The 21,751-nt window shown below is 68.0% G+C and carries 20 protein-coding genes; 12 read left to right on the top strand and 8 right to left on the bottom strand.

Features of this window, described 5'->3' with window-relative positions; translation table 11 throughout:
- The first annotated feature begins 15 nt into the window (after positions 1-15).
- Together pyrF and BLA15945_RS21065 are read left to right on the top strand one after the other, a co-directional pair.
- A complete protein-coding gene (gene pyrF, locus BLA15945_RS21070) occupies positions 16-843 on the top strand; it encodes an orotidine-5'-phosphate decarboxylase (RefSeq protein WP_059236214.1) in 828 nt (275 codons plus the stop codon).
- Between the two features lie 201 nt (positions 844-1,044).
- Positions 1,045-2,103 (top strand): haloacid dehalogenase-like hydrolase, encoded by a 1,059-nt coding sequence (locus BLA15945_RS21065; RefSeq protein ID WP_174993282.1) that lies wholly within the window; start codon positions 1,045-1,047, stop codon positions 2,101-2,103.
- A 36-nt stretch (positions 2,104-2,139) separates the two neighbouring features.
- On the opposite strand, the gene BLA15945_RS21060 is transcribed toward BLA15945_RS21065, so the two are convergent.
- From BLA15945_RS21060 to thiL, 3 genes are read right to left on the bottom strand one after another with little or no spacing between them, the layout of a single operon-like run.
- Positions 2,140-2,640, bottom strand: a complete 501-nt coding sequence (locus tag BLA15945_RS21060; RefSeq protein WP_034186407.1) for a CinA family protein — start codon at positions 2,638-2,640, stop codon at positions 2,140-2,142.
- Positions 2,641-2,671: 31 nt separating this feature from the next.
- Complete coding sequence (locus BLA15945_RS21055) at positions 2,672-3,217, bottom strand: phosphatidylglycerophosphatase A family protein (protein ID WP_059236208.1); 546 nt, start codon at positions 3,215-3,217, stop codon at positions 2,672-2,674.
- Positions 3,207-4,205, bottom strand: coding sequence for a thiamine-phosphate kinase (thiL, locus tag BLA15945_RS21050; RefSeq protein WP_174993281.1), 999 nt, complete (start codon positions 4,203-4,205; stop codon positions 3,207-3,209). The genes BLA15945_RS21055 and thiL overlap by 11 nt, the downstream gene beginning before the upstream one ends.
- 176 nt (positions 4,206-4,381) lie before the next feature.
- On the opposite strand from thiL, the gene BLA15945_RS21045 reads away from it, so the two are divergent.
- From BLA15945_RS21045 to BLA15945_RS21030, 4 genes are all read left to right on the top strand, one after another.
- Positions 4,382-6,682 carry an NADP-dependent malic enzyme gene (locus BLA15945_RS21045; protein WP_059236204.1) on the top strand — a complete coding sequence of 767 codons (2,301 nt, stop codon included), beginning with the start codon at positions 4,382-4,384 and terminating at the stop codon, positions 6,680-6,682.
- 377 nt (positions 6,683-7,059) lie between these two features.
- Positions 7,060-7,491 (top strand): ribonuclease domain-containing protein, encoded by a 432-nt coding sequence (locus BLA15945_RS21040; RefSeq protein ID WP_174993280.1) that lies wholly within the window; start codon positions 7,060-7,062, stop codon positions 7,489-7,491.
- A gap of 16 nt (positions 7,492-7,507) precedes the next feature.
- Positions 7,508-8,071: a barstar family protein gene (locus BLA15945_RS21035; protein WP_059236200.1), complete on the top strand. Its 564-nt coding sequence runs from the start codon at positions 7,508-7,510 to the stop codon at positions 8,069-8,071.
- 212 nt (positions 8,072-8,283) lie between these two features.
- Entirely contained in the window at positions 8,284-8,991 is a 708-nt protein-coding gene (locus BLA15945_RS21030) for a hypothetical protein (RefSeq protein WP_174993279.1), read from the top strand.
- A gap of 84 nt (positions 8,992-9,075) precedes the next feature.
- Here the strand turns inward: BLA15945_RS21030 and BLA15945_RS21025 are convergent, their stop codons facing one another.
- The 3 genes from BLA15945_RS21025 to speE form a co-directional block, all read right to left on the bottom strand.
- Positions 9,076-9,843: a 16S rRNA (uracil(1498)-N(3))-methyltransferase gene (locus BLA15945_RS21025; RefSeq protein ID WP_174993278.1), complete on the bottom strand. Its 768-nt coding sequence runs from the start codon at positions 9,841-9,843 to the stop codon at positions 9,076-9,078.
- 17 nt (positions 9,844-9,860) lie between these two features.
- Complete coding sequence (locus BLA15945_RS21020) at positions 9,861-10,277, bottom strand: VOC family protein (RefSeq protein WP_059236196.1); 417 nt, start codon at positions 10,275-10,277, stop codon at positions 9,861-9,863.
- Positions 10,278-10,395: 118 nt separating this feature from the next.
- Positions 10,396-11,253: a polyamine aminopropyltransferase gene (gene speE, locus BLA15945_RS21015; protein ID WP_059236194.1), complete on the bottom strand. Its 858-nt coding sequence runs from the start codon at positions 11,251-11,253 to the stop codon at positions 10,396-10,398.
- A gap of 215 nt (positions 11,254-11,468) precedes the next feature.
- On the opposite strand from speE, the gene tkt reads away from it, so the two are divergent.
- Positions 11,469-13,541, top strand: coding sequence for a transketolase (gene tkt, locus BLA15945_RS21010; protein WP_059236192.1), 2,073 nt, complete (start codon positions 11,469-11,471; stop codon positions 13,539-13,541).
- Positions 13,542-13,628: 87 nt separating this feature from the next.
- Positions 13,629-14,639 (top strand): type I glyceraldehyde-3-phosphate dehydrogenase, encoded by a 1,011-nt coding sequence (gap, locus tag BLA15945_RS21005; protein WP_014898111.1) that lies wholly within the window; start codon positions 13,629-13,631, stop codon positions 14,637-14,639.
- 76 nt (positions 14,640-14,715) lie between these two features.
- On the opposite strand, the gene BLA15945_RS21000 is transcribed toward gap, so the two are convergent.
- The gene (locus BLA15945_RS21000) at positions 14,716-15,606 is read right to left on the bottom strand and encodes a LysR family transcriptional regulator (protein ID WP_059236188.1); all 891 of its coding nucleotides are present in this window, start codon (positions 15,604-15,606) and stop codon (positions 14,716-14,718) included.
- Between the two features lie 151 nt (positions 15,607-15,757).
- On the opposite strand from BLA15945_RS21000, the gene BLA15945_RS20995 reads away from it, so the two are divergent.
- From BLA15945_RS20995 to BLA15945_RS20980, 4 genes are all read left to right on the top strand, one after another.
- The gene (locus BLA15945_RS20995; protein WP_059236186.1) at positions 15,758-16,531 is read left to right on the top strand and encodes an SDR family NAD(P)-dependent oxidoreductase; all 774 of its coding nucleotides are present in this window, start codon (positions 15,758-15,760) and stop codon (positions 16,529-16,531) included.
- A 148-nt stretch (positions 16,532-16,679) separates the two neighbouring features.
- A complete protein-coding gene (locus BLA15945_RS20990; RefSeq protein WP_059236185.1) occupies positions 16,680-18,128 on the top strand; it encodes an MFS transporter in 1,449 nt (482 codons plus the stop codon).
- A gap of 69 nt (positions 18,129-18,197) precedes the next feature.
- Positions 18,198-19,151, top strand: a complete 954-nt coding sequence (locus BLA15945_RS20985) for a 2-hydroxyacid dehydrogenase (protein WP_174993277.1) — start codon at positions 18,198-18,200, stop codon at positions 19,149-19,151.
- Positions 19,152-19,161: 10 nt separating this feature from the next.
- A complete protein-coding gene (locus BLA15945_RS20980; protein WP_059236181.1) occupies positions 19,162-20,214 on the top strand; it encodes an L-idonate 5-dehydrogenase in 1,053 nt (350 codons plus the stop codon).
- A gap of 104 nt (positions 20,215-20,318) precedes the next feature.
- Here the strand turns inward: BLA15945_RS20980 and BLA15945_RS20975 are convergent, their stop codons facing one another.
- A complete protein-coding gene (locus BLA15945_RS20975; RefSeq protein WP_174993276.1) occupies positions 20,319-21,518 on the bottom strand; it encodes an MFS transporter in 1,200 nt (399 codons plus the stop codon).
- Positions 21,519-21,751: the final 233 nt, after the last annotated feature.

Below are 21,751 nucleotides of genomic sequence, written 5' to 3'. Positions count from 1 at the left end.
CCGCGAGTACCCGCCATGTCTTCCCCGCTTACTTTCATTGAATCGCTGCGCGCCGCGTGGCAGCGCACGAATTCGCTGCTGTGCGTCGGCCTCGATCCCGAGCCGTCGCGTTTCCCGGTGCAGTTCGACGGCCAGCCCGACGCGATCTTCGAATTCTGCCGGCAGATCGTCGACGCGACCGCGCAGTACGCGAGCGCGTTCAAGCCGCAGATCGCCTACTTCGCCGCGCATCGCGCGGAAGACCAGCTCGAACGCCTGATCGCGCACATCCACCTCCAGCATCCGGGCCTGCCCGTGATCCTCGACGCGAAGCGCGGCGACATCGGCAGCACGGCCGAGCAGTACGCGCGCGAAGCGTTCGAGCGCTATCGCGCGGACGCCGTCACGGTGAACCCGTACATGGGCTACGACTCGGTCGAGCCGTACTTCGAGCACGAAGGCAAGGGCGTGATCGTGCTGTGCCGCACGTCGAACCCGGGCGGTTCCGACCTGCAGTTCCTGGAAACCGGCGGCCGCCCGCTGTACCAGGTCGTCGCGGATCTCGCGGCGAACAAGTGGAACGCGAAGAACGGCCAGCTCGGCCTCGTGGTCGGCGCGACGTTCCCGAAGGAAATCGAGATCGTGCGCGGGATCGTCGGCGACATGCCGCTCTTGATCCCCGGCATCGGCGCGCAGGGCGGCGATGTGCAGGCGACCGTCAACGCGGGCCGCACGGCCGACGCGACCGGCATGATGATCAATTCGTCGCGCGCGATCCTGTATGCGAGCAAGGGCGAGGATTTCGCCGAAGCCGCGGCGCTCGCCGCGCAGAAGACGCGCGACACGATCAACGCGCATCGCTGAAATGGCGGCCGCCCGCCCGGGCGGCCTTGCCTCGCCGGACCCGCGCTCGCGGGCCGCGCACCGGCCTTTCCCGGCGTCCGCCGCATTGACGCGCGCGGACAACTTCCCGTCGCTTCCGTATCGCATGCTTGCGATTTAGTCGCGCGATGCTCCCGCTTGTCATCGATTCGTCATCACAATGTCAAGAAAGGGAGCGACGCCATGCCCAAGCTGTCCCGCCATCTTCTGAGCGCACTTGCCGCGTCGTTGTGCATGACGTTCGCCCATGCGGCGGACCTGTCGCACTGGCCGGCCGACAGCGCGAAGGCGCTGAACGCGATGATCGCCGCGCACGCGAACCGCGGCGACTACGCGGTGTTCGACGCCGACAACACGACCTACCGGTACGACCTCGAGGAATCGCTGCTGCCGTACCTCGAGAACCACGGCGTGCTGACGCGCGACACGCTCGACCCGTCGCTGAAGCTGATCCCGTTCAAGGATTCCGCCGACTACAAGGAATCGCTGACGAGCTATTACTACCGGCTGTGCGAGATCGACGATCTGGTCTGCTATCCGTGGATCGCGCAGGCGTTCGCCGGGCAGTCGCTCGCCGACCTGAAGCGCCACATCGATGCGATGCTCGCCGACGGCAAGCCGATCCCGATCCGCTACTGGCAGGGCGACAAGGTGGTCGACGGCACGGTGAATCCGCCGCGTTTCTTCCGCGGGATGCAGGAGCTGTACAACGCGCTGCGCGAGAACGGCATCGACGTCTACGTGATGACGGCCGCGCACGAGGAGCTCGCGCGGCTCGTGCTGTCCGACCCGAAGTACGGCTACAACGTGAAGCCGCAGAACGTGATCGGCGTGACGACGCTGCTGCGCAACCCGGCAACCGGCGCGCTGACGACGTCGCGGCTGCAGATCAAGGCCGGCAAGTACGACGAGGCCGCGAACCGCAGCCTGGTGATCACGCCGTTCCTGATGAACCCGATGACGTGGTACGAAGGCAAGCTCGGCTCGATCGTCGGCTGGATCGACCAGTGGAAGAAGCCGGTGCTCGTCGCGGGCGACACGCCGACGTCCGACGGCTACATGCTGCTGAACGCGACCGACGTCGCGCGCGGCGGCGTGCGCGTGTGGGTGAACAAGAAGGACAAGCAGATGGCGCAGATCCGCGCGTGGTCGGACGAATCGGCCGCGCAGCAGAAATCGCTCGGCCTGCCGGTGACGGCAGACAAGAACTGGATCGTCGTGAAACCCGACGCGATCCAGTAAGCGGGTGAGCGGGGCGTGTCATGCGCCCCGGCCCGATCAGCCTTCGCGTTCGTCGAGCAGCTTCAGCAGCCCGCGCAGCGCATGCGCGGCCGCCTGCGTGCGGATCTGCTCGCGGTCGCCCTTGAACACGAGCGTCTCGACGTCGGTATGCAGCCGGTTGCTCCAGCCGAACGACACGGTGCCGACCGGCTTCTTCTCGCTGCCGCCGGCCGGGCCCGCGATGCCGGTGACGGACAGCGCGACCTGCGCGCGGCTGTTGCGCAGCGCGCCTTCGGCCATCGCGCGCGCGACGGGCTCGCTGACGGCGCCGTGCTTGTCGATCAGGTCGGGCGGCACGCCGATCATCTCGATCTTGGCCTGGTTCGAATACGTGACGAAGCCGCGCTCGAACCACTGGCTGCTGCCGGAGATGTCGGTGATCGCGGCGGCGATCATGCCGCCGGTGCAGGATTCGGCGGTGGCGAGCGTGAGGTGCTCGTCACGCAGCTTGTTGCCTGCGCGGATCGCAAGCTGATGGACGACGGAATCGGTTGGCATGCGCGTCGGGAAACGGGAGTCGGGAAATCGGTCAGCCGATGACGGAGCGCCACAGGGCGATCACGAGCAGCGTCATGAACGCGGCGACCAGGTCGTCGACCATGATGCCGGGCCCGCCTGTCAGGCGGCGGTCGAAGTAGCGGATCGGCGGCGGCTTGAGCATGTCGAAGAAGCGGAACGCGACGAACGCCCACAGCTGGCCGATGAAGGTCGCGGGCGTGACGAACAGCATCACGAGCCAGATCGCGACGATCTCGTCCCAGACGATGGCGCCCGGATCGGACGTACCCATCTTCCTCGCGGTGAAACCGGTGATCCACGTGCCCGCCACGAGGCCGGCCGCGATCAGCGCCCACCATTCGGGCACCGTCAGGTAGCGGTTGAGCACGACGAACGAGAGCCAGCCGAACAGCGAGCCGAATGTGCCGGGCATGATCGGCGCAAGCCCGCTGCCGAAGCCGAGCGACACGATGTGCGCCGGGTGCGACAGCATGAAGCGCGCGGTCGCGCGCTTCGGCGCATGGGATGCGGCGCCGGTCTCGGCCGCGGCGTGCGCGGGCGTCGGGTCAGTCTGCATGGAAATGGTCGAAGCCGTGCAACGTGAGAGCGAGGGGCGCGCCGGTGGCGTCGCGCCACGAGATGGCGGGTTGTGCCGACGGTGCGGACAACCCGCGTATTGTACCGATTCGCGTGACCGGCACGCCGGCCGTTGCGCCGGCCGCTTCGACCGCCGTGCGGGCTGCGACCGGCGCGGTGAAGCACAGTTCGTAGTCGTCGCCGCCCGCCAGCGTGCAGCGGCGCTGCACGTCGGGCGGCAGCGTTGCGAGTGCCGCCGAACGCGGCACCGCGTCGGCGTCGATCTCGGCGCGCACGTTCGAGCGCGTCAGGATGTGCTGCAGGTCGCCGGCGAGCCCGTCGGAGAGGTCGAGCGCCGCGTGCGCGACGCCCGCGAGCGCCAGGCCGAGCGCGACGCGCGGTTCGGGCCGCTCGAGCGCGCGCCGGAACGCGGCCGCTTCGTCCGCGCCCGCCGTCCATTCGCCGCGGGCGACGCCGAGGCCGGCTCGCGCATCGCCGAGCGTGCCGGACACCCACACGTCGTCGCCGTCGCGCGCGGCGTCGCGCCGCAGCGCCGCGTCGGGCGCGACTTCACCGAACACGGTCACGCACAGGTTCAGCGGCCCGCTCGTCGTGTCGCCGCCGATCAGCTCGCAGCCGTAGCGCTCGGCGAGCGCGAACAGCCCGTTGCTGAAGGCCTCGAGCCATGCCGCGTCGGCGCGCGGCAGCGCGCACGCCAGTGTGAACGCGCGCGGCTCGGCGCCCATCGCCGCGAGATCGGACAGATTGACCGCGAGCGTCTTGTGGCCGAGCGCGTCGGGCGCGACGTCGGGGAAGAAGTGGCGGCCTTCCACCAGCATATCCGTCGAAATGGCCAGCAACTTCCCGGATCGCGGCGCGATCAGCGCGCAATCGTCGCCGATGCCGAGCGTCGACGCGCGGGCGCCCAGCGCGGCACGGCGCGTGAAGAAGCGTTCGATCAGCGAAAACTCGGAAAGGGCGGCTGGCACGGCGGGTGATCCGAAACGATTGAAGGAACGGCATTGTACGAGGCGAGCGGCAACGTTCCTGCATCGTTCGGCCCATTTTTGTCGCGGCTGTTGCACCCGAATCGCCGGTCTGGCGGCCGATGATTGGCGCTACAATGCCGTCGAACAGTTATTCTAATCCGCCCGCCAAGAGACACATGTCTACTCAAGCCTCTTCCAAAGCCAAGCTCCGCGAAGCCGCACTCGACTATCACGAATTCCCGACCCCCGGGAAGATCGCGATCGCCCCGACCAAGCAGATGATCAACCAGCGCGACCTCGCGCTCGCTTACTCGCCGGGTGTGGCGTATGCGTGCGAGGAGATCGTCGAGAATCCGCTCAACGCGGCGCGCTTCACCGCGCGCAGCAACCTGGTCGGCGTCGTCACGAACGGTACGGCGGTGCTCGGTCTCGGCAACATCGGCCCGCTCGCGTCGAAGCCGGTGATGGAAGGCAAGGCCGTGCTGTTCAAGAAGTTCGCGGGCATCGACGTGTTCGACATCGAGCTGAACGAGTCGGACCCGCACAAGCTCGTCGACGTGATCGCCGCGCTGGAGCCGACCTTCGGCGGGATCAACCTGGAAGACATCAAGGCGCCGGACTGCTTCATCGTCGAGCGCGAAGCGCGCAAGCGGATGAAGATTCCGGTGTTCCACGACGACCAGCACGGCACCGCGATCGTCGTGGCCGCGGCCGTCACGAACGGCCTGAAGGTCGTCAACAAGGACATCAAGAAGGTCAAGCTCGTCGCCTCCGGCGCGGGCGCGGCCGCGCTCGCGTGTCTCGACTTGCTGGTCGACATCGGCCTGCCGCTCGAGAACATTATCGTGACCGACCTGGCTGGTGTGGTCTACAAGGGCCGTGCCGAGCTGATGGATCCGGACAAGGAGCGTTTCGCGCGCGAAACGGAAGCCCGGACGCTGGCCGAAGTGATCGACGGCGCGGACATCTTCCTCGGCCTGTCGGCCGCGGGCGTGCTGAAGCAGGAGATGGTGAAGGGCATGGCCGAGCGCCCGCTGATCCTCGCGCTTGCGAACCCGACGCCGGAAATCCTGCCCGAACTCGCACTCGAAGTGCGTCCGGACGCGGTGCTCGCCACTGGCCGTACCGACTACCCGAACCAGGTCAACAACGTCCTGTGCTTCCCGTTCATCTTCCGCGGCGCGCTCGACGTCGGCGCGACGACGATCACGCGTGAAATGGAGATCGCGGCCGTGAACGCGATCGCCGAGCTCGCACAGCACGAGCAGAGCGACATCGTCGCGACCGCGTACGGGATCCAGGACCTGTCGTTCGGGCCCGAATACCTGATTCCGAAGCCGTTCGATCCGCGCCTGATCGTGAAGATCGCGCCGGCCGTTGCGCAGGCCGCGATGGACGGCGGCGTCGCGACGCGCCCGATCGAGGACATGGAGGCGTACCGCGTCCACCTGCAGCAGTTCGTGTATCACAGCGGCACGACGATGAAGCCGATCTTCCAGATCGCGCGCGCCGCGCCGGAAGAGAAGAAGCGCGTGGTGTTCGCGGAAGGCGAAGAAGAGCGCGTGTTGCGTGCCGTTCAGATCATCGTCGACGAGAAGCTGGCCAAGCCGATCCTGATCGGCCGCCCGTCGGTGATCGAGCACCGTATCCAGCGCTACGGCCTGCGCCTGACGCCGGGCGCCGATTTCACGGTCGTCAACACCGAGCACGACGAACGCTACCGCGACTTCTGGCAGACGTACTACAAGATGATGGCGCGCAAGGGCATCAGCGAGCAGCTCGCGCGTGTCGAAATGCGCCGCCGCACGACGCTGATCGGCTCGATGCTGGTGAAGAAGGGCGAAGCGGACGGGATGATCTGCGGCACGATCAGCACCACGCACCGCCACCTGCACTTCATCGACCAGGTGATCGGCAAGCGCCCGGGCTGCAGCGTGTACGCGGCGATGAACGGCCTCGTGCTGCCGGGCCGCCAGATTTTCCTCGTCGATACGCACGTGAACGTCGATCCGACCCCGGAGCAATTGGCCGAGATCACGATCATGGCGGCGGAAGAAGTGCGCCGCTTCGGCATCGAGCCGAAGGTCGCGCTGCTGTCGCACTCGAACTTCGGCACGAGCAATGCACCTTCGGCGAAGAAGATGCGCGATACGCTCGCGATCCTGCAGGAACGCGCGCCGGAGCTGAAGGTCGACGGCGAGATGCACGGCGACGTCGCGCTCGACGCGGCGCTGCGCAAGGAAATCCTGCCGGAATCGACGCTGGAAGGCGAAGCGAACCTGCTGATCCTGCCGAACATCGACGCCGCGAATATCGCGTACAACCTGCTGAAGACGGCCGCCGGCAACAACATCGCGATCGGGCCGATCCTGCTGGGCGCCGCGCAGCCGGTGCACGTGCTGACCGAATCGGCGACCGTTCGCCGCATCGTCAACATGGCGGCGCTGCTGGTCGCCGACGTGAACGCGACGCGCTGAGCCCAAACGAACGCGCCAGGCCGGTCGAACCGGCGTGGCGCGTCGGGAAAAATTGTAAACAAAAGCAAAAAGAGGCGTGCCCGCAATGGGCACGCCGCCGGGCAGGACGCAAACGCGCTTCCCGCAAGCAACAAGCAGCATCTCTCCACTCCAGACGGCGAGCGAGGCAGGGAGGCAGTTCCTGCCATCAGCGAGATGCCGGCTCCATTTTATCCCATGTAAGATAAATGTAGTGTAATTTCGGTAAGAAATGCGCCATTCCGGGTATCACGGCGCTTTCGATTCCCAAACGGACATTGATTCGCGCGGCCAATAACGCTACGCTAACGCCTTTGTTGGTCGTCAACTACTTGATTTAACAGCGGGAACCCTGGTTCATGGCACGCAAGTGGCTCCGCAACGGCGCGCTCGCGTCCGTCTTCGCGATGTTCGCGATGGGTATCGTCGGCACGCCGACGGGCAGTCTGGTTTCCGCCGCTTACGCACGGGAGGCCGTTCCGGCCGACGTGGCCGCCAGCGGGCTCGATACGATTCCGGCTGCCAGTCTTCCGCGCGAGGCCGTGACCACGCTGGGCCTGATCGGCGCGGGCGGTCCCTATCCGTACGAGAAAGACGGCGTCGTATTCGGCAACCGAGAGCGGATCCTGCCGAAGGCGAAGCGCGGCTACTACCATGAGTACACGGTGCCGACGCCGCGTGCCCGCAATCGCGGGGCGCGCCGGATCGTCTGTGGCGGGCCCTTGCGCCGGATCGACAACTGTTATTACACGGGCGACCACTACAACAGTTTTAAACGTATTGTTGAATGACTTCGGGACGAATGGCATGAGCGACTCCATCTACGCGCACGATACGGCGGCGGCGGAACTGTTCGCGGCCGGCGACGGCAATCTGTTTCAGCGCGTGATTCAACTTCACGCGGCGGCGCAGGCTGGCGGTACGCTGGAGCAACAGGAAGCCGAACCCGGGCTTTCATCGAACGAGGAGCCTATGAGCCTTTTCACGACCGTGCGACCCAATCTCGTGCAGTCGATCCGCGCGTTCCGCGTGCAGGATCTCGCAGACGAAGCCACCCGGCTCGGCCAGCACTTCCTGTTCGCGTATTGCGGCGCCGCGCAGTCGAAGCAGGAAGTGATGGAAACGATCGCGACGTCGTTCCTGTTTCCGAAGCATTTCGGGAAGAACTACGACGCGCTGTACGACTGCCTGACCGACCTCGTCGCGAAGGCCGGCGCGCAGCCCGGCTTCGTGATCGTCCTCGAAGGGCTGCCGATCGCGCAGAAATTCGACAAGGAAGGGCGCGAGACGCTGCTCGACGTGTTCCGCGAGGCGGCCGAGTTCTGGGCCGAGCGCAAGGTCGCGTTCCGCGTGTTCTACTCGTTCGCGTAAGCACGCATCGGCTAGCGGCCGATTCGGCAAGAAGCCCGCCTCGAGCGGGCTTTTTTGTGCCTGCGCGATGCGCAGGCACCGCCGCCGCATGGCACTTGCTGACATTGGCCTTTCATCTGTCGCCATTTTTCGAGACAATCTCGGTCGGCCCGGCTGCGGCAGCCGCCGTATCGGGTGCGTACAACAAACCATCGAGAGAGGGCTGTCTTCCCATGAGCATTTCCCGTTCCGCGCGCGCCGTCGTGCTGCCCCTGCTGGTCGCGGCCGGCGCCGCGCATGCCGCGCCGCTGACGCCCGAACAGACCGTCGATCTTTATATCGGCGCACTCGTCAACGGCGACGTGTCGAAAGCCCGCGAATTCAACGACGCGGTACGCACGAGTTACAGCGGCAAGGACGCGCTCGATATCGACGTGCTGTCGAACATGGGCGAGTCGATGCGCAAGGACATGGCCGACGGGATGCTGGCGTCGATGCCGCCGAAGGCGAGTGCCGCGTTGCGTCCGTCGGTCGAGAGCATGGCCGCCGCGTATCAGCGCGCGCTCAATCGCTCGGAATGCAAGACGACCGGATCGTCGTTGCGACCGAATTCGGCCATCGAGGGCGAGACGATCGCAACGGTCGAATTCGCTTGCCGTGTGCCGGATGCGGGGCCCGGCGGGAAGGCGCTGGAGGCGAAGCTGGGGCCGAATCGGCGCCTGAAGAACGAGGCGGCACGCATTGCCGCGTTCAAGACGGTCTTCTCGGGCATCGCGCAGGTGCTGGACGACGCGCCGGTGACGCGCCCGGTGACGGGCAAGATCGACGTCTACAGCCTGAAGGACGGCGGCTGGACGACCGGTAGCCCGCAAGACGTGCTGACGCCGGTGCTCGATACGTTGTCCGATGCGATGCCGCAAGGCTCGTCGAGCGACAAGTAACGCGCGATCAAGCGCGGCGTAGGCGTCGGCGTCGCGTGCGGGCGGGGCAGTGCCGTGCCACCGCGCGGTGGCATGCCCCGCTCGTTACCACCCGCCCCAGCGTGCGGCGAGCGCCGCGAGCACGGCCGCGCCGGCCGTCTCGGTGCGCAGCACGCGCGGCCCGAGCGACAGCGCGGTGAAGCCGCGGGCGCGCGCCGCGTTTTCCTCGTCGGGCGACAGCCCGCCTTCAGGGCCGATCAGCAGGGTGACGGTTGCGGCGGGCGGCACGTCGGGCAGCGACGCGAACGGGATGCTCGCACGCGGCGACAGCAGCAGCCGCAGCTCGCCGTCGGCCGGTGCGGCCGGCAGCGTATCGAGCCACGCGTGGAAACCGGCGACCGGCGCCACGTCGGGCACACGGTTGCGTCCGCACTGTTCGCACGATGCACGCACGACACCGCGCCAGTGCGCGACGCGTTTGTCGGCGCGTTCGCCGGACAGCTTCACGACGCCGCGCGCGGTCGACAGCGGCACGACCGCCGCGACGCCGAGCTCGACGGCCTTCTCGATTACCCAGTCCATCTTGTCGCCGCCGGCGATTCCTTGCGCGAGCGTCACGCGATAGGGCGGCTCGGCTTCGGCGGGCTCGAACGTTTCAATCTGCGCGATCGCGCTGCGCTTGTCGATCTCGACGAGCCGGGCCCGGTACTGGCCGCCGGTGCCGTCGAACAGCGCGAGCACGTCGCCGGGCTGCAGGCGGAGCACCTGGGCGTGGCGTGCGACGTCGGCGGGCAATGCGAGCGTGGTGTCGACGCGCAAAGCGGCGTCGACGAAAAAGCGCGGCACGGCCGCGGTGGTGGTGGCTTCGTTCATGCGTGTTGCGGTGTCGGTCATGCGTCGAGACGGTGTCCAAGCGCCCATCGGTAGCCGTCGAGATCCTCGATCTGCGCGAAGCGGTCGCCCCAGAACTGGTCCTGCGGCGCACTCAGCGATTTCGCGCCCGCGTCGAGCGCGCGCTGCCAGGTGGCGTCGACGTCGTCGACATACAGATAGAACGATTGCGGCGCGGTCGTGTTCGCGCTTTTCGGCGTGAGCGCGGTCGAGCCGAACGCGCCTTCGGGCGCGAACATCACGATCAGCTGGCCGCGATAGGTCATCTCGACATGCATGATCGCGCCGTCCTCGTCGTGCACGTCGCGCAGCTCGAAGCCGAACGCGGCCTTGAAGAAATCGATGGCCGCGCGTGCGTTGCGGACGGCCAGGTAGGGCGTCAACCAAGGCACGTTGGCCGGACGTGGATCGGTCATGAAAATCTCCTGTGAAACCAGGGTGGCACGGCATCCGGGGCGTTCCGATTCCGTGTTTCGCACGGCGAATCATGCGGAACCTCGGTGGGAAAACGGAACGATGCGGCCGCCCGGACGCTCAGCGGCGAACGCCCAGTGTATCGCGCAGCGCGCACGGCAGGGCAAACAGGGACGCATGCAGCCGCGCATCGTAGTAGCGCAGGCCGTGGACGCGGCGGGCCGCGAGCCGATCGTCGATGTCGTGCGCGAACAGCGCGGCCGCGTCGAGCGTGTCGCTCGCGATCGCCATCAGCCACTGCGAGCCGTACAGCGGGACGTGCGCGGACAACGGATCGACGACCGCGAAGCTGGCGCGCAGGTCGTCGAGCAGCGCGGCGATGCGCGCTGCGTGGAACACCGGCGAGCCGAGATGCATCGAGATCGCGCCGCACGGCGTGAGAATGCGCTTGAGCCGCGCGTAGAACGCCCGCGTATAGAGGCCGGCCGCCGGCGAATCGGGCGGCGTGAGATCGAACACGACGAGATCGAAATGCTCGACGGTCGACTCGACGAAATGTGCGGCATCGCCGATCACGACCTCGACGCGCGGGTCGTCGAGCGCGCCCTGGTGCACGTCGTCGAGATAGCGGCGCGCCATCCCGACCACCTCGTCGTCGAGTTCCGCGATCACGATCCGCTCGATGCACGCGTGCTTGAGCAACTGGCGTGCCGCGCCGCCGTCGCCGCCGCCGAGCACGAGGGCCTTCTTCGGCGACGGGTGCGCGAGCGCGGCCGGGTGCGTCATGCACTCGTGATAGACGTACTCGTCGCCGACCGACGTCATCGGCCGGCCGTCCAGCGTGAACAGGCGGCCGAGCTGCGGGGTTTCCCAGACTTCGATCTGCTGGTGCGCGGACGCGACGTGCGCGAGCCGCCGGGCATTCGGGAAGCCGTAGGTGGCGTGGGGCGTAGGGTGAAAGAGAAGCGTGGTGCTCACGGGCGGGCCATTGGGGCAGGCAGTTCCGACGTCTGAATTATAGGAGGCGGGCGGTTTGACGGAAAACCGTGCCTGAACACTACGCGCCGACAAGGGAAATGTCAGCCCATCTGTTAAAATGACGAGCTTTGCAGCCCCGTCCGTAGGCTCCGTCCGCTTCGCGTCCGTCAGGCGCCGCACCGCGCGCCGGGAACGATTGACGCTCGAGCTTCCGGATGCCGCCGTGCCCCCGTTTCCTCGACTCGTTCTCCGGACTCGACATGACGACTTCGTCTCCCGCCTCCACCACTCTGATGGCCAACGCGATCCGTGCGCTCGCAATGGACGCCGTCCAGCAAGCGAACTCCGGCCACCCCGGCATGCCGATGGGCATGGCCGAAATCGGCGTCGCGCTCTGGTCGCGCCATCTGAAGCACAACCCGACGAACCCGCACTGGGCCGACCGTGACCGCTTCGTGCTGTCGAACGGCCATGGCTCGATGCTGCTGTACTCGCTGCTGCACCTGACCGGCTACGACTTGCCGATCGAGGAGCTGAAGAACTTCCGCCAGCTGCACTCGAAGACGCCGGGCCACCCGGAATACGGGATCACGCCGGGTGTCGAGACGACCACCGGCCCGCTCGGCCAGGGCCTCGCGAACGCGGTCGGCATGGCACTCGGCGAAGCGCTGATGGCCGACGAATTCAACCGTGACGGCGCGAAGATCGTCGATCACCACACGTACGTGTTCCTCGGCGACGGCTGCCTGATGGAAGGCATCTCGCACGAAGCCTGCTCGCTCGCGGGCACGCTGAAGCTGAACAAGCTGATCGCGCTGTACGACGACAACGGCATCTCGATCGACGGCGACGTCGTGAACTGGTTCCACGACGACACGCCGAAGCGCTTCGAAGCGTACGGCTGGAACGTGATCCCGCACGTGAACGGCCATGACGTCGACGCGGTCGACGCAGCCATCGCGAAGGCGAAGCTGTCGGACAAGCCGACGCTGATCTGCTGCAAGACGGTGATCGGCCAGGGCGCAGCCACGAAGGCCGGCGGCCACGACGTGCACGGCGCGGCGCTCGGCGCGGAAGAAATCGCGAAGACGCGCGAAGCGCTCGGCTGGAAGTGGGAGCCGTTCGTGATTCCGCAGGAAGTCTACGCGGCCTGGGATGCAAAGGAAGCCGGCAAGCGCGCTGAAACCGAATGGGACGCGACGTTCGCTGCATATCGCGCCAAGTTCCCGGCAGAAGCCGCCGAATTCGAGCGCCGGATGGCCAACCAGCTGCCGGCCGACTGGGCCGAGAAGGCTGCGGCGATCATCGCCGGCGCGAACGAGCGCGGCGAGACGGTGGCGACCCGCAAGGCGTCGCAGCAGGCGATCGAAGGCCTGGCTGCCGCACTGCCCGAACTGCTCGGCGGCTCGGCCGACCTGACCGGCTCGAACCTGACCAACTGGAAGGCGTCGAAGGCGGTTCGCGCGAATCCGGAAGGCCCGGGCGTCGCGCTGGGCAACCACATCAACTACGGCGTGCGCGAATTCGGCATGAGCGCCGCGATCAACGGCCTCGCGCTGCACGGCGGCCACAAGCCGTTCGGCGGCACGTTCCTGACGTTCTCCGACTACAGCCGCAACGCACTGCGCGTCGCCGCGCTGATGAAAGTGCCGTCGATCTTCGTGTTCACGCACGATTCGATCGGCCTCGGCGAAGACGGCCCGACGCACCAGTCGATCGAGCACGTGTCGAGCCTGCGCCTGATCCCGAACCACGACGTATGGCGTCCGGCCGACACGGTCGAGACGGCCGTTGCCTGGACCCACGCGATCGCCGCAGACCGTCCGTCGAGCCTGATCTTCAGCCGCCAGAACCTCGCGTTCAACCCGCGTACCGATGCGCAGATCGCGAACATCGCGAAGGGTGGCTACGTGCTGAAGGACTGGGACGAAGAGATCGTCGCGCGCAAGATCATCCTGATCGCGACGGGCTCGGAAGTCGAACTCGCGATGAAGGCCGTCGAGCCGCTCGCGCAGCAGGGCATCGCGGCCCGCGTCGTGTCGATGCCGTCGACCAACGTGTTCGACCGCCAGGACGCCGAATACCGCGAACGCGTGCTGCCGCACGGCGTGCGCCGCGTCGCGATCGAAGCGGGCGTGACGAGCTTCTGGCACAAGTACGTCGGCCTCGAAGGCGGCGTCGTCGGGATCGACACGTTCGGCGAATCGGCGCCGGCCGGCGTGCTGTTCAAGTACTTCGGCTTCACCGTCGAGCACGTCGTCGAGACCGCGAAGGCCGTACTGGCCTAAAAGCATTCGCGACGCGCGCCACCCCTCGCGCGCGTCGCACCGTGAAGCTGCACGAAACGAATTTTTTCAGCCATCAGGAGATAGACCATGACGATTCGCGTCGCAATCAACGGCTACGGCCGTATCGGCCGCAACACGCTGCGCGCGTTCTATGAAAACGGCAAGAAGCACGATCTCGAGATCGTCGCGATCAACGACCTGGGCGATGCGAAGACCAACGCGCACCTGACCCAGTACGACACCGCGCACGGCAAGTTCCCGGGCGAAGTGTCGGTCGACGGCGACTACCTCGTCGTGAACGGCGACAAGATCCGCGTGCTGGCGAACCGCAACCCGGCCGAACTGCCGTGGGGCGAGCTCGGCGTCGACGTCGTGATGGAATGCACGGGCTTCTTCACGACGAAGGAAAAGGCGAGCGCGCACCTGAAGGGCGGCGCGAAGAAGGTGATCATCTCGGCACCGGGCGGCAAGGACGTCGACGCGACGATCGTCTACGGCGTGAACCACAACGTGCTGAAGGCCGAGCACACCGTCATCTCGAACGCATCGTGCACGACGAACTGCCTCGCGCCGCTCGTCAAGCCGCTGAACGACAAGATCGGCCTCGAAACCGGCCTGATGACGACGATCCACGCGTACACGAACGACCAGGTGCTGACGGACGTCTATCACGAAGACCTGCGCCGCGCGCGTTCGGCTACGCACAGCCAGATCCCGACGAAGACGGGCGCGGCTTCGGCCGTCGGCCTCGTGCTGCCGGAACTGAACGGCAAGCTCGACGGTTACGCGATCCGCGTTCCGACGATCAACGTGTCGGTTGTCGACCTGTCGTTCATCGCGAAGCGCGACACGACGGTCGAGGAAGTCAACGCGATCATGAAGGAAGCATCGGAAGGCGCGCTGAAGGGCATCCTCGGTTACAACGACGCACCGCTGGTGTCGATCGACTTCAACCACAACCCGGCTTCGTCGACGTTCGACGCGACGCTGACCAAGGTGTCGGGCCGCCTCGTCAAGGTGTCGAGCTGGTACGACAACGAGTGGGGTTTCTCGAACCGCATGCTGGATACGGCTGTCGCATTCGCGAACGCGAAGTAATCCCGCACGTTGCGCGGCCGCCGCGAGGCGGTGCGCGCAGCGAACGAGCCCGGCCGGGTTTTCCGGCCGGGCTTTTTTATGGCCCCGATGCCGCCGTCACCTGCTCGAGCGCGGCGACGAACGCCCGCTTCAGCGGGCTGTCGAGGTCGGTCCACGCAAGGCCGATGCCGGTACGATGCCCGGCCAGGTCGAGCGGCCGCGCGAGCACGTTCGGCGGCAGCGCGCTGGCCGCTTCCGCCGGGATCAGCCCGATCCCCATCCCCGCCGCGACGAGCGCGAGCATCGTCGTGAATTCCCCGAACTCCTGCGCAATCTCGAGCGTCGTGCCCGCGCGGCTCAGCGCGAGCAGCATGTCGTCGTGAAAGCCCGGCGCGTAACGGCGCGCGAGCACGAACGCCGGCTGGCCGCGCAGCGCGGCCGGTGAAATCGCGTCGTGCGCGGCCAGCGGATGGTCGAGCGGCAGCGCGACGACGAACCCTTCCTCGAGCACCACGCGCGTGTCGATGCCCGCATACGCGGCCGGCAGCCGGATCATCCCGAAATCGATCCGCCGGTCGCGCAGCGCGGCGATCTGGTCGGGCGTCGGCATGTCCTTCAGTTCGAGCGTGATCAGCGGATAGCGCTCGCGCATCGTGCGCAGCACGGCCGGCAGCAGCGTGGGCAGCACCGACGACACGAACGCGATCCGCAGCGTGCCGATTTCGCCGCGGCTCGACAGCCGCGCCATCTGCTCCGCGCGCGCGGCCTGCTGCAGCGTGGCGCGTGCCTCGGGCAGGAACACGCGCCCCGTGTCGCTCAGTTCGACCTTGTGCCGGTCGCGCTCGAACAGGCGCGCACCCAGTTCTTCCTCGAGTGCCTTGATCTGCATGCTCAGCGCAGGCTGCACGATGAACAGGCGCTGCGCGGCGCGCCCGAAATGCAGTTCCTCCGCGAGCGTGACGAAGGCGCGCAATTGCTTGAGTTCCATGGTCGGCGGGCACCCGTGGGCGGTAATCAGATTTCATGATAACCGGATCAAAAACAACCATTGGCGCGATGCCCGGCGGCGAGCCGAAGATAGCGTCAACGCGAGACCGGCCGCGACGGGCCGCCGGCTCGACTGGCACGAGGAGACCTCCATGACCCACGCGCTTGACCGGTTCCGCCTCGACGGCCGCCGCGCACTGATTACCGGTTCCGGACGCGGGATCGGGCTGACGCTCGCCCGCGGGCTCGCCGAAGCCGGCGCCGCGATCGTCATCAACGATCGCAATGAGGAGAAGGCCGCGACGCTCGCGCGCCACTTCCGCGAGGAAGGTTTTGCTGCCGACCATGCCGTGTTCGACGTCACCGAGCATGCGCAGGTGCGCGCGGCGATCGACGATGTCGAGACGCGCATCGGCGCGATCGACATCCTCGTGAACAACGCCGGCATCCAGCGCCGCGCGCCGCTCGACACCTTCGAACCGGACGACTGGCAGGCACTGATGCGCGTGAACCTCGACGGCGTGTTCAACGTCGCGCAGGCCGTCGCGCGGCACATGATCGCGCGCGGCCGCGGGAAGATCATCAACATCTGCTCGGTGCAGAGCGAGCTCGCACGGCCGACGATCGCGCCGTATGCGGCGACCAAGGGCGCGGTGCGGATGCTGACGAAAGGGATGTGCGCCGACTGGGCGCGCCACGGCATCCAGGCGAACGGCCTCGCGCCCGGCTATTTCGAAACCGAACTGAATCGGGCGCTGGTCGATGACGCGGCGTTCTCGGACTGGCTGTGCAAGCGTACGCCGGCCGGCCGCTGGGGGCGCGTCGACGAGCTGTGCGGCGCGGCGATCTTCCTCGCGTCGGCCGCATCCGATTTCGTGAACGGCCAGACGCTGTTCGTCGACGGCGGCCTGACCAGCGCCGTCTGAGCGGCGGCGCTTGCGTCGTGTGCGCAGCGCCGTTGCGCCGGCTCGCGCCGGCATCCGAATTCCCAAAAGAGCCCGCCATACGAGCGGGCCGATGTCCCGGCGCATCGCGCCGGGTTCCGGAACGGAAGGCAGGAGACAGGAGACAACGATGGATCGCATTTCCCCGCCGCCCGCGCGGCACGATGCAGGGTCCGGCACGCCGGCCGACACCGTCGAGCGCCGCGGCGTCGACACGAAGCAGCTCAACCGCGCGGCATGGACGTGCTCGCTTGGCAGCGCGCTCGAATACTACGATTTCGCGCTGTACACGCTTGCGTCGGCGCTGGTGTTCGGGCCGCTGTTCTTTCCCGCGCAGACCGCCGAGATGCGGCTGATCGCGAGCTTCGGCACCTATTTCGTCGGCTTCGCGGTGCGCCCGCTCGGCGGCGTCGTGTTCGGCGTGCTCGGCGACCGGATCGGCCGCAAGTTCGTGTTGACCGCGACGGTGCTGCTGATGGGCATCGCGAGCACGCTGATCGGCGTGCTGCCGACCTTCGCGACGGCCGGCTACTGGGCGCCCGCGCTGCTGATCCTGCTGCGCATCCTGCAGGGGCTCGGTGCCGGCGCGGAGCAGGCCGGCGCCGCGGTGCTGATGACCGAATACGCGCCGCCGGGCAAGCGCGGCTTCTATGCGTCGCTGCCGTTTCTCGGCATCCAGCTCGGCACGGTGCTCGCGGCCGCCGTCTATTTCCTGTTGCTCGCGAACATCGACCGCGTGACCGACGGCTGGGGCTGGCGCGTGCCGTTCCTGTTCAGCGCGGCGATCGTCGCAGTCGGGATCTACATGCGCGTGCGGCTGCACGAGTCGCCGACCTTCGTGCGGCTCGAGAAGCGTGCGCAGGTCTCCGCGAATCCGCTGAAGAGCGCCGTCCGGCATTCGAAACGCTCGCTCCTGATCGGCATCGGCCTGCGGATGGCCGAGAACGGCGGCTCGTCGATCTACCAGGCGCTCGCGGTCAGCTATCTCGCCGGCGTGATCGGGATGAAAGGGCCGATCGGCGCGCTCGCGCTGGTGTGCGCGGCAACCGTCGGCGCGGGCACGGTGCCGCTGGCCGGCTGGCTGAGCGACCGCTTCGGCCGCGTGCGCGTGTATCGCACGTTCGCATGGCTGCAGCTCGCGCTCGCGTTCCCGGTGTGGTGGATCTTCAGCCACGGCAACGTGGTCGCGAGCGTGATCGCGATCTCGGTCGCGCAAGGCTTTGCGAACTGGGGGATGCTCGGCGCGCAGGCCGCGCTGCTGCCCGAACTGTTCGGCGCGCGCCATCGCTACATGGGCGTGTCGTTCTCGCGTGAAGTGTCGGCCGTGCTGGCGGGCGGGATCGCGCCGCTCGTCGGCGCCACGATCATCGCGACCGTGATCGCGCTGCACGGCGGCGACCACGCGGCCGGCGTGCGCGCCTGGGTGCCGATCGCCGCGTACCTGGTGCTGCTGACGCTGATCACGCTGTTCACGACGTCGCGGATGCCCGAAACGCTGAACCGCGATCTCGACGATCCGCTCGACGCGGCGCAGGCCGCACCGGCGCCGGACGCCGATGCGCTCGCCCGGCACGCATGAACGCGCCGGGCGGCTGATGCGGCCCGGCATGCATTCGCATTCCACTCATTTCGACAGGAGCAAGCGCAGATGGCGCACGAATCGACCCAGCGGCCCGACCTGCTGATGACGGGCCCTTACCAGCCGTGGGACGACGCATGGCTGGCCGGCTATGACGTCCACCGGTTGTGGGAAGCCGCCGACCGCGCGGCGTTCCTCTCGGAACACGGCGCCGGCGTGCGCGCGATCGCGACCCGCGGCGATCTCGGCGCGAATGCCGAACTGATCGCCGCGCTGCCGAAGCTTGAGATCATTGCATGCTATGGCGTCGGCACCGACGCGATCGATCTCGCCGCTGCGCGCGAGCGCGGCATTCGCGTGACGAACACGCCCGACGTGCTGACCGGCGACGTTGCCGACCTCGGCGTCGGGCTCGCGCTCGCGATGCTGCGCCGGATCGGCGCCGGCGATGCGTACGTGCGTTCCGGCGCGTGGCGCGACGGCGACATGCCGCTCGTCACGCGGCTCTACGGCAAACGGGTCGGCGTGGTCGGGTTCGGCCGGATCGGTGCGACCATCGCGCGCCGGCTGTCCGGTTTCGACGTCGAACTCGGCTACTTCGACGTCGCACCGCGCGCGGACAGCCCGCACCGTTTCTTCGGCGATCTCGCCGGGCTGGCCGGCTGGTGCGACCTGCTGATCGTCACGCTCGCGGGCGGGCCGGCGACGCGTCACCTCGTCGGCGCGGCCGTGCTCGACGCACTCGGGCCGCAAGGCTATCTCGTGAACGTGTCGCGCGGCACGACCGTCGACGAACCGGCGCTGCTCGACGCGCTCGAACGCAACGCGATCGCCGGCGCCGCGCTCGACGTGTTCTGGAACGAACCGCGCATCGACCCGCGTTTCCTCGCGTTGCCGAACGTGCTGCTGCAGCCGCACCATGCGAGCGGGACGATCGAGACGCGCCAGGCGATGGGCTGGCTCGTGCGCGACAACCTCGCCGCGCACTTCGCCGGCGAGCCGCTGCTCACGCCGGTCGTTTGAGGAGGCTGTCATGCGTATGCGTTGCATGTGTGTCGTGATCCACGGGCCGAACGACCTGCGGGTCGAGGAACAGGACGCGGGCGAGATCGGTCCGGGCCAGGTGCGCGTCGACGTCGCGATGGGCGGCATCTGCGGCTCCGACCTGCATTACTTCCGGCATGGCGGCTTCGGCGCGATCCGGTTGCAGCAGCCGATGGTGCTCGGCCACGAGGTGGCCGGCACGGTCGCGGAAGTCGCGCCGGACGTGACGTCGGTGAAGGTCGGCGACCGCGTCGCGGTCAATCCGAGCCGCCCGTGCGGTGCGTGCCGCTATTGCCTCGAAGGCTTGCCGAACCAGTGTCTCGACATGCGCTTCTACGGCAGCGCGATGCGGATGCCGCACGTGCAGGGCGCGTTCCGCAACGCGCTCGTGTGCGACGCGGTGCAGTGCGTGAAGGTCGCCGAGCACGTGCCGCTGTCGCTCGCGGCGCTCGCCGAGCCGTTCGCGGTCGGGCTGCATGCGGTGTCGCGCGCGGGCCCGCTGATCGGCAAGCGCGTGCTCGTGTCCGGCTGCGGGCCGATCGGCGTGCTCGCGGTCGCGGCGGCGCGTGTGCACGGGGCGGCGGAGATCGTCGCGACCGACGTCGTCGAGGCGCCGCTGGCAGTCGCGAGCGCGCTCGGCGCCGACCGCACGGTCAATGCGGCGGCCGATGCCGGCTGGGTCGAGCGTTACGCCGCCGACAAGGGCACGTTCGACGTGATGATCGAGTGTTCGGGCAATGCGCGTGCGCTGCGCGACGGGCTGGACGTGATGCGGCCGCGCGGCGTCGTCGTGCAGCTTGGGCTCGGTGGCGACGTCAGCCTGCCGCAGAATGTCGTGGTCGCGAAGGAGTTGTCGATCTGCGGATCGTTCCGCTTTCACGCGGAATTCGCGCTTGCGGTGCAGTTGATCAATGCGGGGCGCGTCGACCTGCGGCCGGCCGTCACGCGCGTGTTCCCGGTGCGCGACGCGAATCTCGCATTCGAGCTGGCCGGCGACCGGCAGCGCGCGATGAAGGTGCTGATCGATTTCGCGGCCGCGTGACGGTCCGGCGCTAGCGCGCGACGGGATCGACGTCGTCAAGAAGGCACGCCCGCGATTCGCGCGGCGTGCCTTTTTTCGTCGTGCTGCGGAACCGGACTACCGCATCACTGCGTGACCTGCCGCGTGCCGACGCGCTGCGATGCGAGCCACAGCGCGATCAGCACGCCCGACAGCGCCGCACCGGCGATGCATACGCCGCGCCAGCCGTCGATGCCGTACGCGACGCTTGCCGCGAACGACCCGAGCGCGCCGCCGATGAAATAGCTCGTCAGGTAGATCGTCGTCACGCGGCTGCGCGCGTTGCCGGCGAGCGCATAGATCACGCTCTGGTTCGAGATGTGCATGCCTTGCACGCCGACGTCGAGCAGCAGGATGCCCGCGATCAGCGCGGCGAGCGAGTGCGCGCCGGTTGCGATCAGCGCAAACGACGCGAGCACGGCCGCCGCGAACAGCCCGGTCGCCGCATTGCCGTGGCCGCGATCGACGAGCCGGCCGGCCGACGTTGCCGCGAGCGCACCCACCGCGCCGACGACGCCGAACAGGCCGATCTGCCCTTCGGAATAGCTGTAAGGCGGCTGGCTCAGCAGGAACGTGAGGCCCGTCCACAGCAGGCTGAAGCACGCGAACACGAGCGCGCCGTAGGTCGAGCGCAGCGCGATCAGCGGTTGCGCACGCACCAGCGCGACGAGCGACTTCATCAGTGCCGCATAGTCGAGGCGTGCGTCGCGGCGATCCTTCGGCAGCTTCACGGCGAGCACGGCGGTCAGTGCGAGCACCATCACCGCGGCGATGCCGTACACCGCGCGCCAGCCGAACCCGTCGGCGATCGCGCCGGCCGCGACGCGCGCGAGCAGGATGCCGAGCAACAGGCCGCTCATCACGGTGCCGACCGCGCGGCCGCGCGAGCGTGCATCGGCGAGCGATGCCGCGAACGGCACGAGCAGCTGCGTCGAGCAGGTGACGAAGCCGACCGCGATGTTCGCGACGACGAACATCGTGAAGTTCGTGCTGAAGGTGACCGCGACCAGCGCGACGACGTTGAGCATCAGCAGCCGCACGATCAGCGTATGGCGGTTGACCGCGTCGCCGAGCGGGACGATCAGCAGCAGGCTCGCCGCATAACCGAGCTGCGTCAGCGTGACGAGATAGCCGAGTTCGGTCGGCGCGCGGCCGAAGCTGCGCGCGATCGCGGCGAGCAGCGGCTGCGCATAGTAGATGTTGCCGATGACGATGCCGCACGCGCAGGCGAACAGCAGCGTCATGCCGCGGGTCAGGGGAGGGTGGTTGTCGTGATGCGGTTCCATGGTCGCGAAAAACAGCGGCGCCGGCCGGCGGCACGGGGCCGTCGGTTGCGCGGGGTGACGGAAATCGGGGCCGGCGTCAACGGATCGGCGGTGAACCGATGCGCGCCGGGCGGATCGCGGCCGGGCCCCGTTCGGGCGGGCGGCGGATCGCCGTGCGGCGGGCGGAGGCAGGGCGGGCCCGGGCGGGCCGCTCCGGTGCGGGAGGCAGGTGCGATACACCGGAGCGGATGTGC

This window comes from Burkholderia arboris (assembly GCF_902499125.1).
Classification (GTDB): domain Bacteria; phylum Pseudomonadota; class Gammaproteobacteria; order Burkholderiales; family Burkholderiaceae; genus Burkholderia; species Burkholderia arboris.
The sequence above is the reverse complement of the archived record's forward strand: the minus strand, read 5'-3'. Positions and strand labels throughout refer to the sequence as shown.

Coding starts and splice junctions, on each gene's coding strand:
- pyrF (WP_059236214.1), top strand. CDS start 16: ATGTCTTCCCCGCTTACTTTCATTGAATCGCTGCGCGCCGCGTGGCAG.
- BLA15945_RS21065 (WP_174993282.1), top strand. CDS start 1,045: ATGCCCAAGCTGTCCCGCCATCTTCTGAGCGCACTTGCCGCGTCGTTG.
- BLA15945_RS21060 (WP_034186407.1), bottom strand. CDS start 2,640: ATGCCAACCGATTCCGTCGTCCATCAGCTTGCGATCCGCGCAGGCAAC.
- BLA15945_RS21055 (WP_059236208.1), bottom strand. CDS start 3,217: ATGCAGACTGACCCGACGCCCGCGCACGCCGCGGCCGAGACCGGCGCC.
- BLA15945_RS21045 (WP_059236204.1), top strand. CDS start 4,382: ATGTCTACTCAAGCCTCTTCCAAAGCCAAGCTCCGCGAAGCCGCACTC.
- BLA15945_RS21040 (WP_174993280.1), top strand. CDS start 7,060: ATGGCACGCAAGTGGCTCCGCAACGGCGCGCTCGCGTCCGTCTTCGCG.
- BLA15945_RS21035 (WP_059236200.1), top strand. CDS start 7,508: ATGAGCGACTCCATCTACGCGCACGATACGGCGGCGGCGGAACTGTTC.
- BLA15945_RS21030 (WP_174993279.1), top strand. CDS start 8,284: ATGAGCATTTCCCGTTCCGCGCGCGCCGTCGTGCTGCCCCTGCTGGTC.
- BLA15945_RS21025 (WP_174993278.1), bottom strand. CDS start 9,843: ATGAACGAAGCCACCACCACCGCGGCCGTGCCGCGCTTTTTCGTCGAC.
- BLA15945_RS21020 (WP_059236196.1), bottom strand. CDS start 10,277: ATGACCGATCCACGTCCGGCCAACGTGCCTTGGTTGACGCCCTACCTG.
- tkt (WP_059236192.1), top strand. CDS start 11,469: ATGCCGCCGTGCCCCCGTTTCCTCGACTCGTTCTCCGGACTCGACATG.
- gap (WP_014898111.1), top strand. CDS start 13,629: ATGACGATTCGCGTCGCAATCAACGGCTACGGCCGTATCGGCCGCAAC.
- BLA15945_RS21000 (WP_059236188.1), bottom strand. CDS start 15,606: ATGGAACTCAAGCAATTGCGCGCCTTCGTCACGCTCGCGGAGGAACTG.
- BLA15945_RS20995 (WP_059236186.1), top strand. CDS start 15,758: ATGACCCACGCGCTTGACCGGTTCCGCCTCGACGGCCGCCGCGCACTG.
- BLA15945_RS20990 (WP_059236185.1), top strand. CDS start 16,680: ATGGATCGCATTTCCCCGCCGCCCGCGCGGCACGATGCAGGGTCCGGC.
- BLA15945_RS20985 (WP_174993277.1), top strand. CDS start 18,198: ATGGCGCACGAATCGACCCAGCGGCCCGACCTGCTGATGACGGGCCCT.
- BLA15945_RS20980 (WP_059236181.1), top strand. CDS start 19,162: ATGCGTATGCGTTGCATGTGTGTCGTGATCCACGGGCCGAACGACCTG.
- BLA15945_RS20975 (WP_174993276.1), bottom strand. CDS start 21,518: ATGGAACCGCATCACGACAACCACCCTCCCCTGACCCGCGGCATGACG.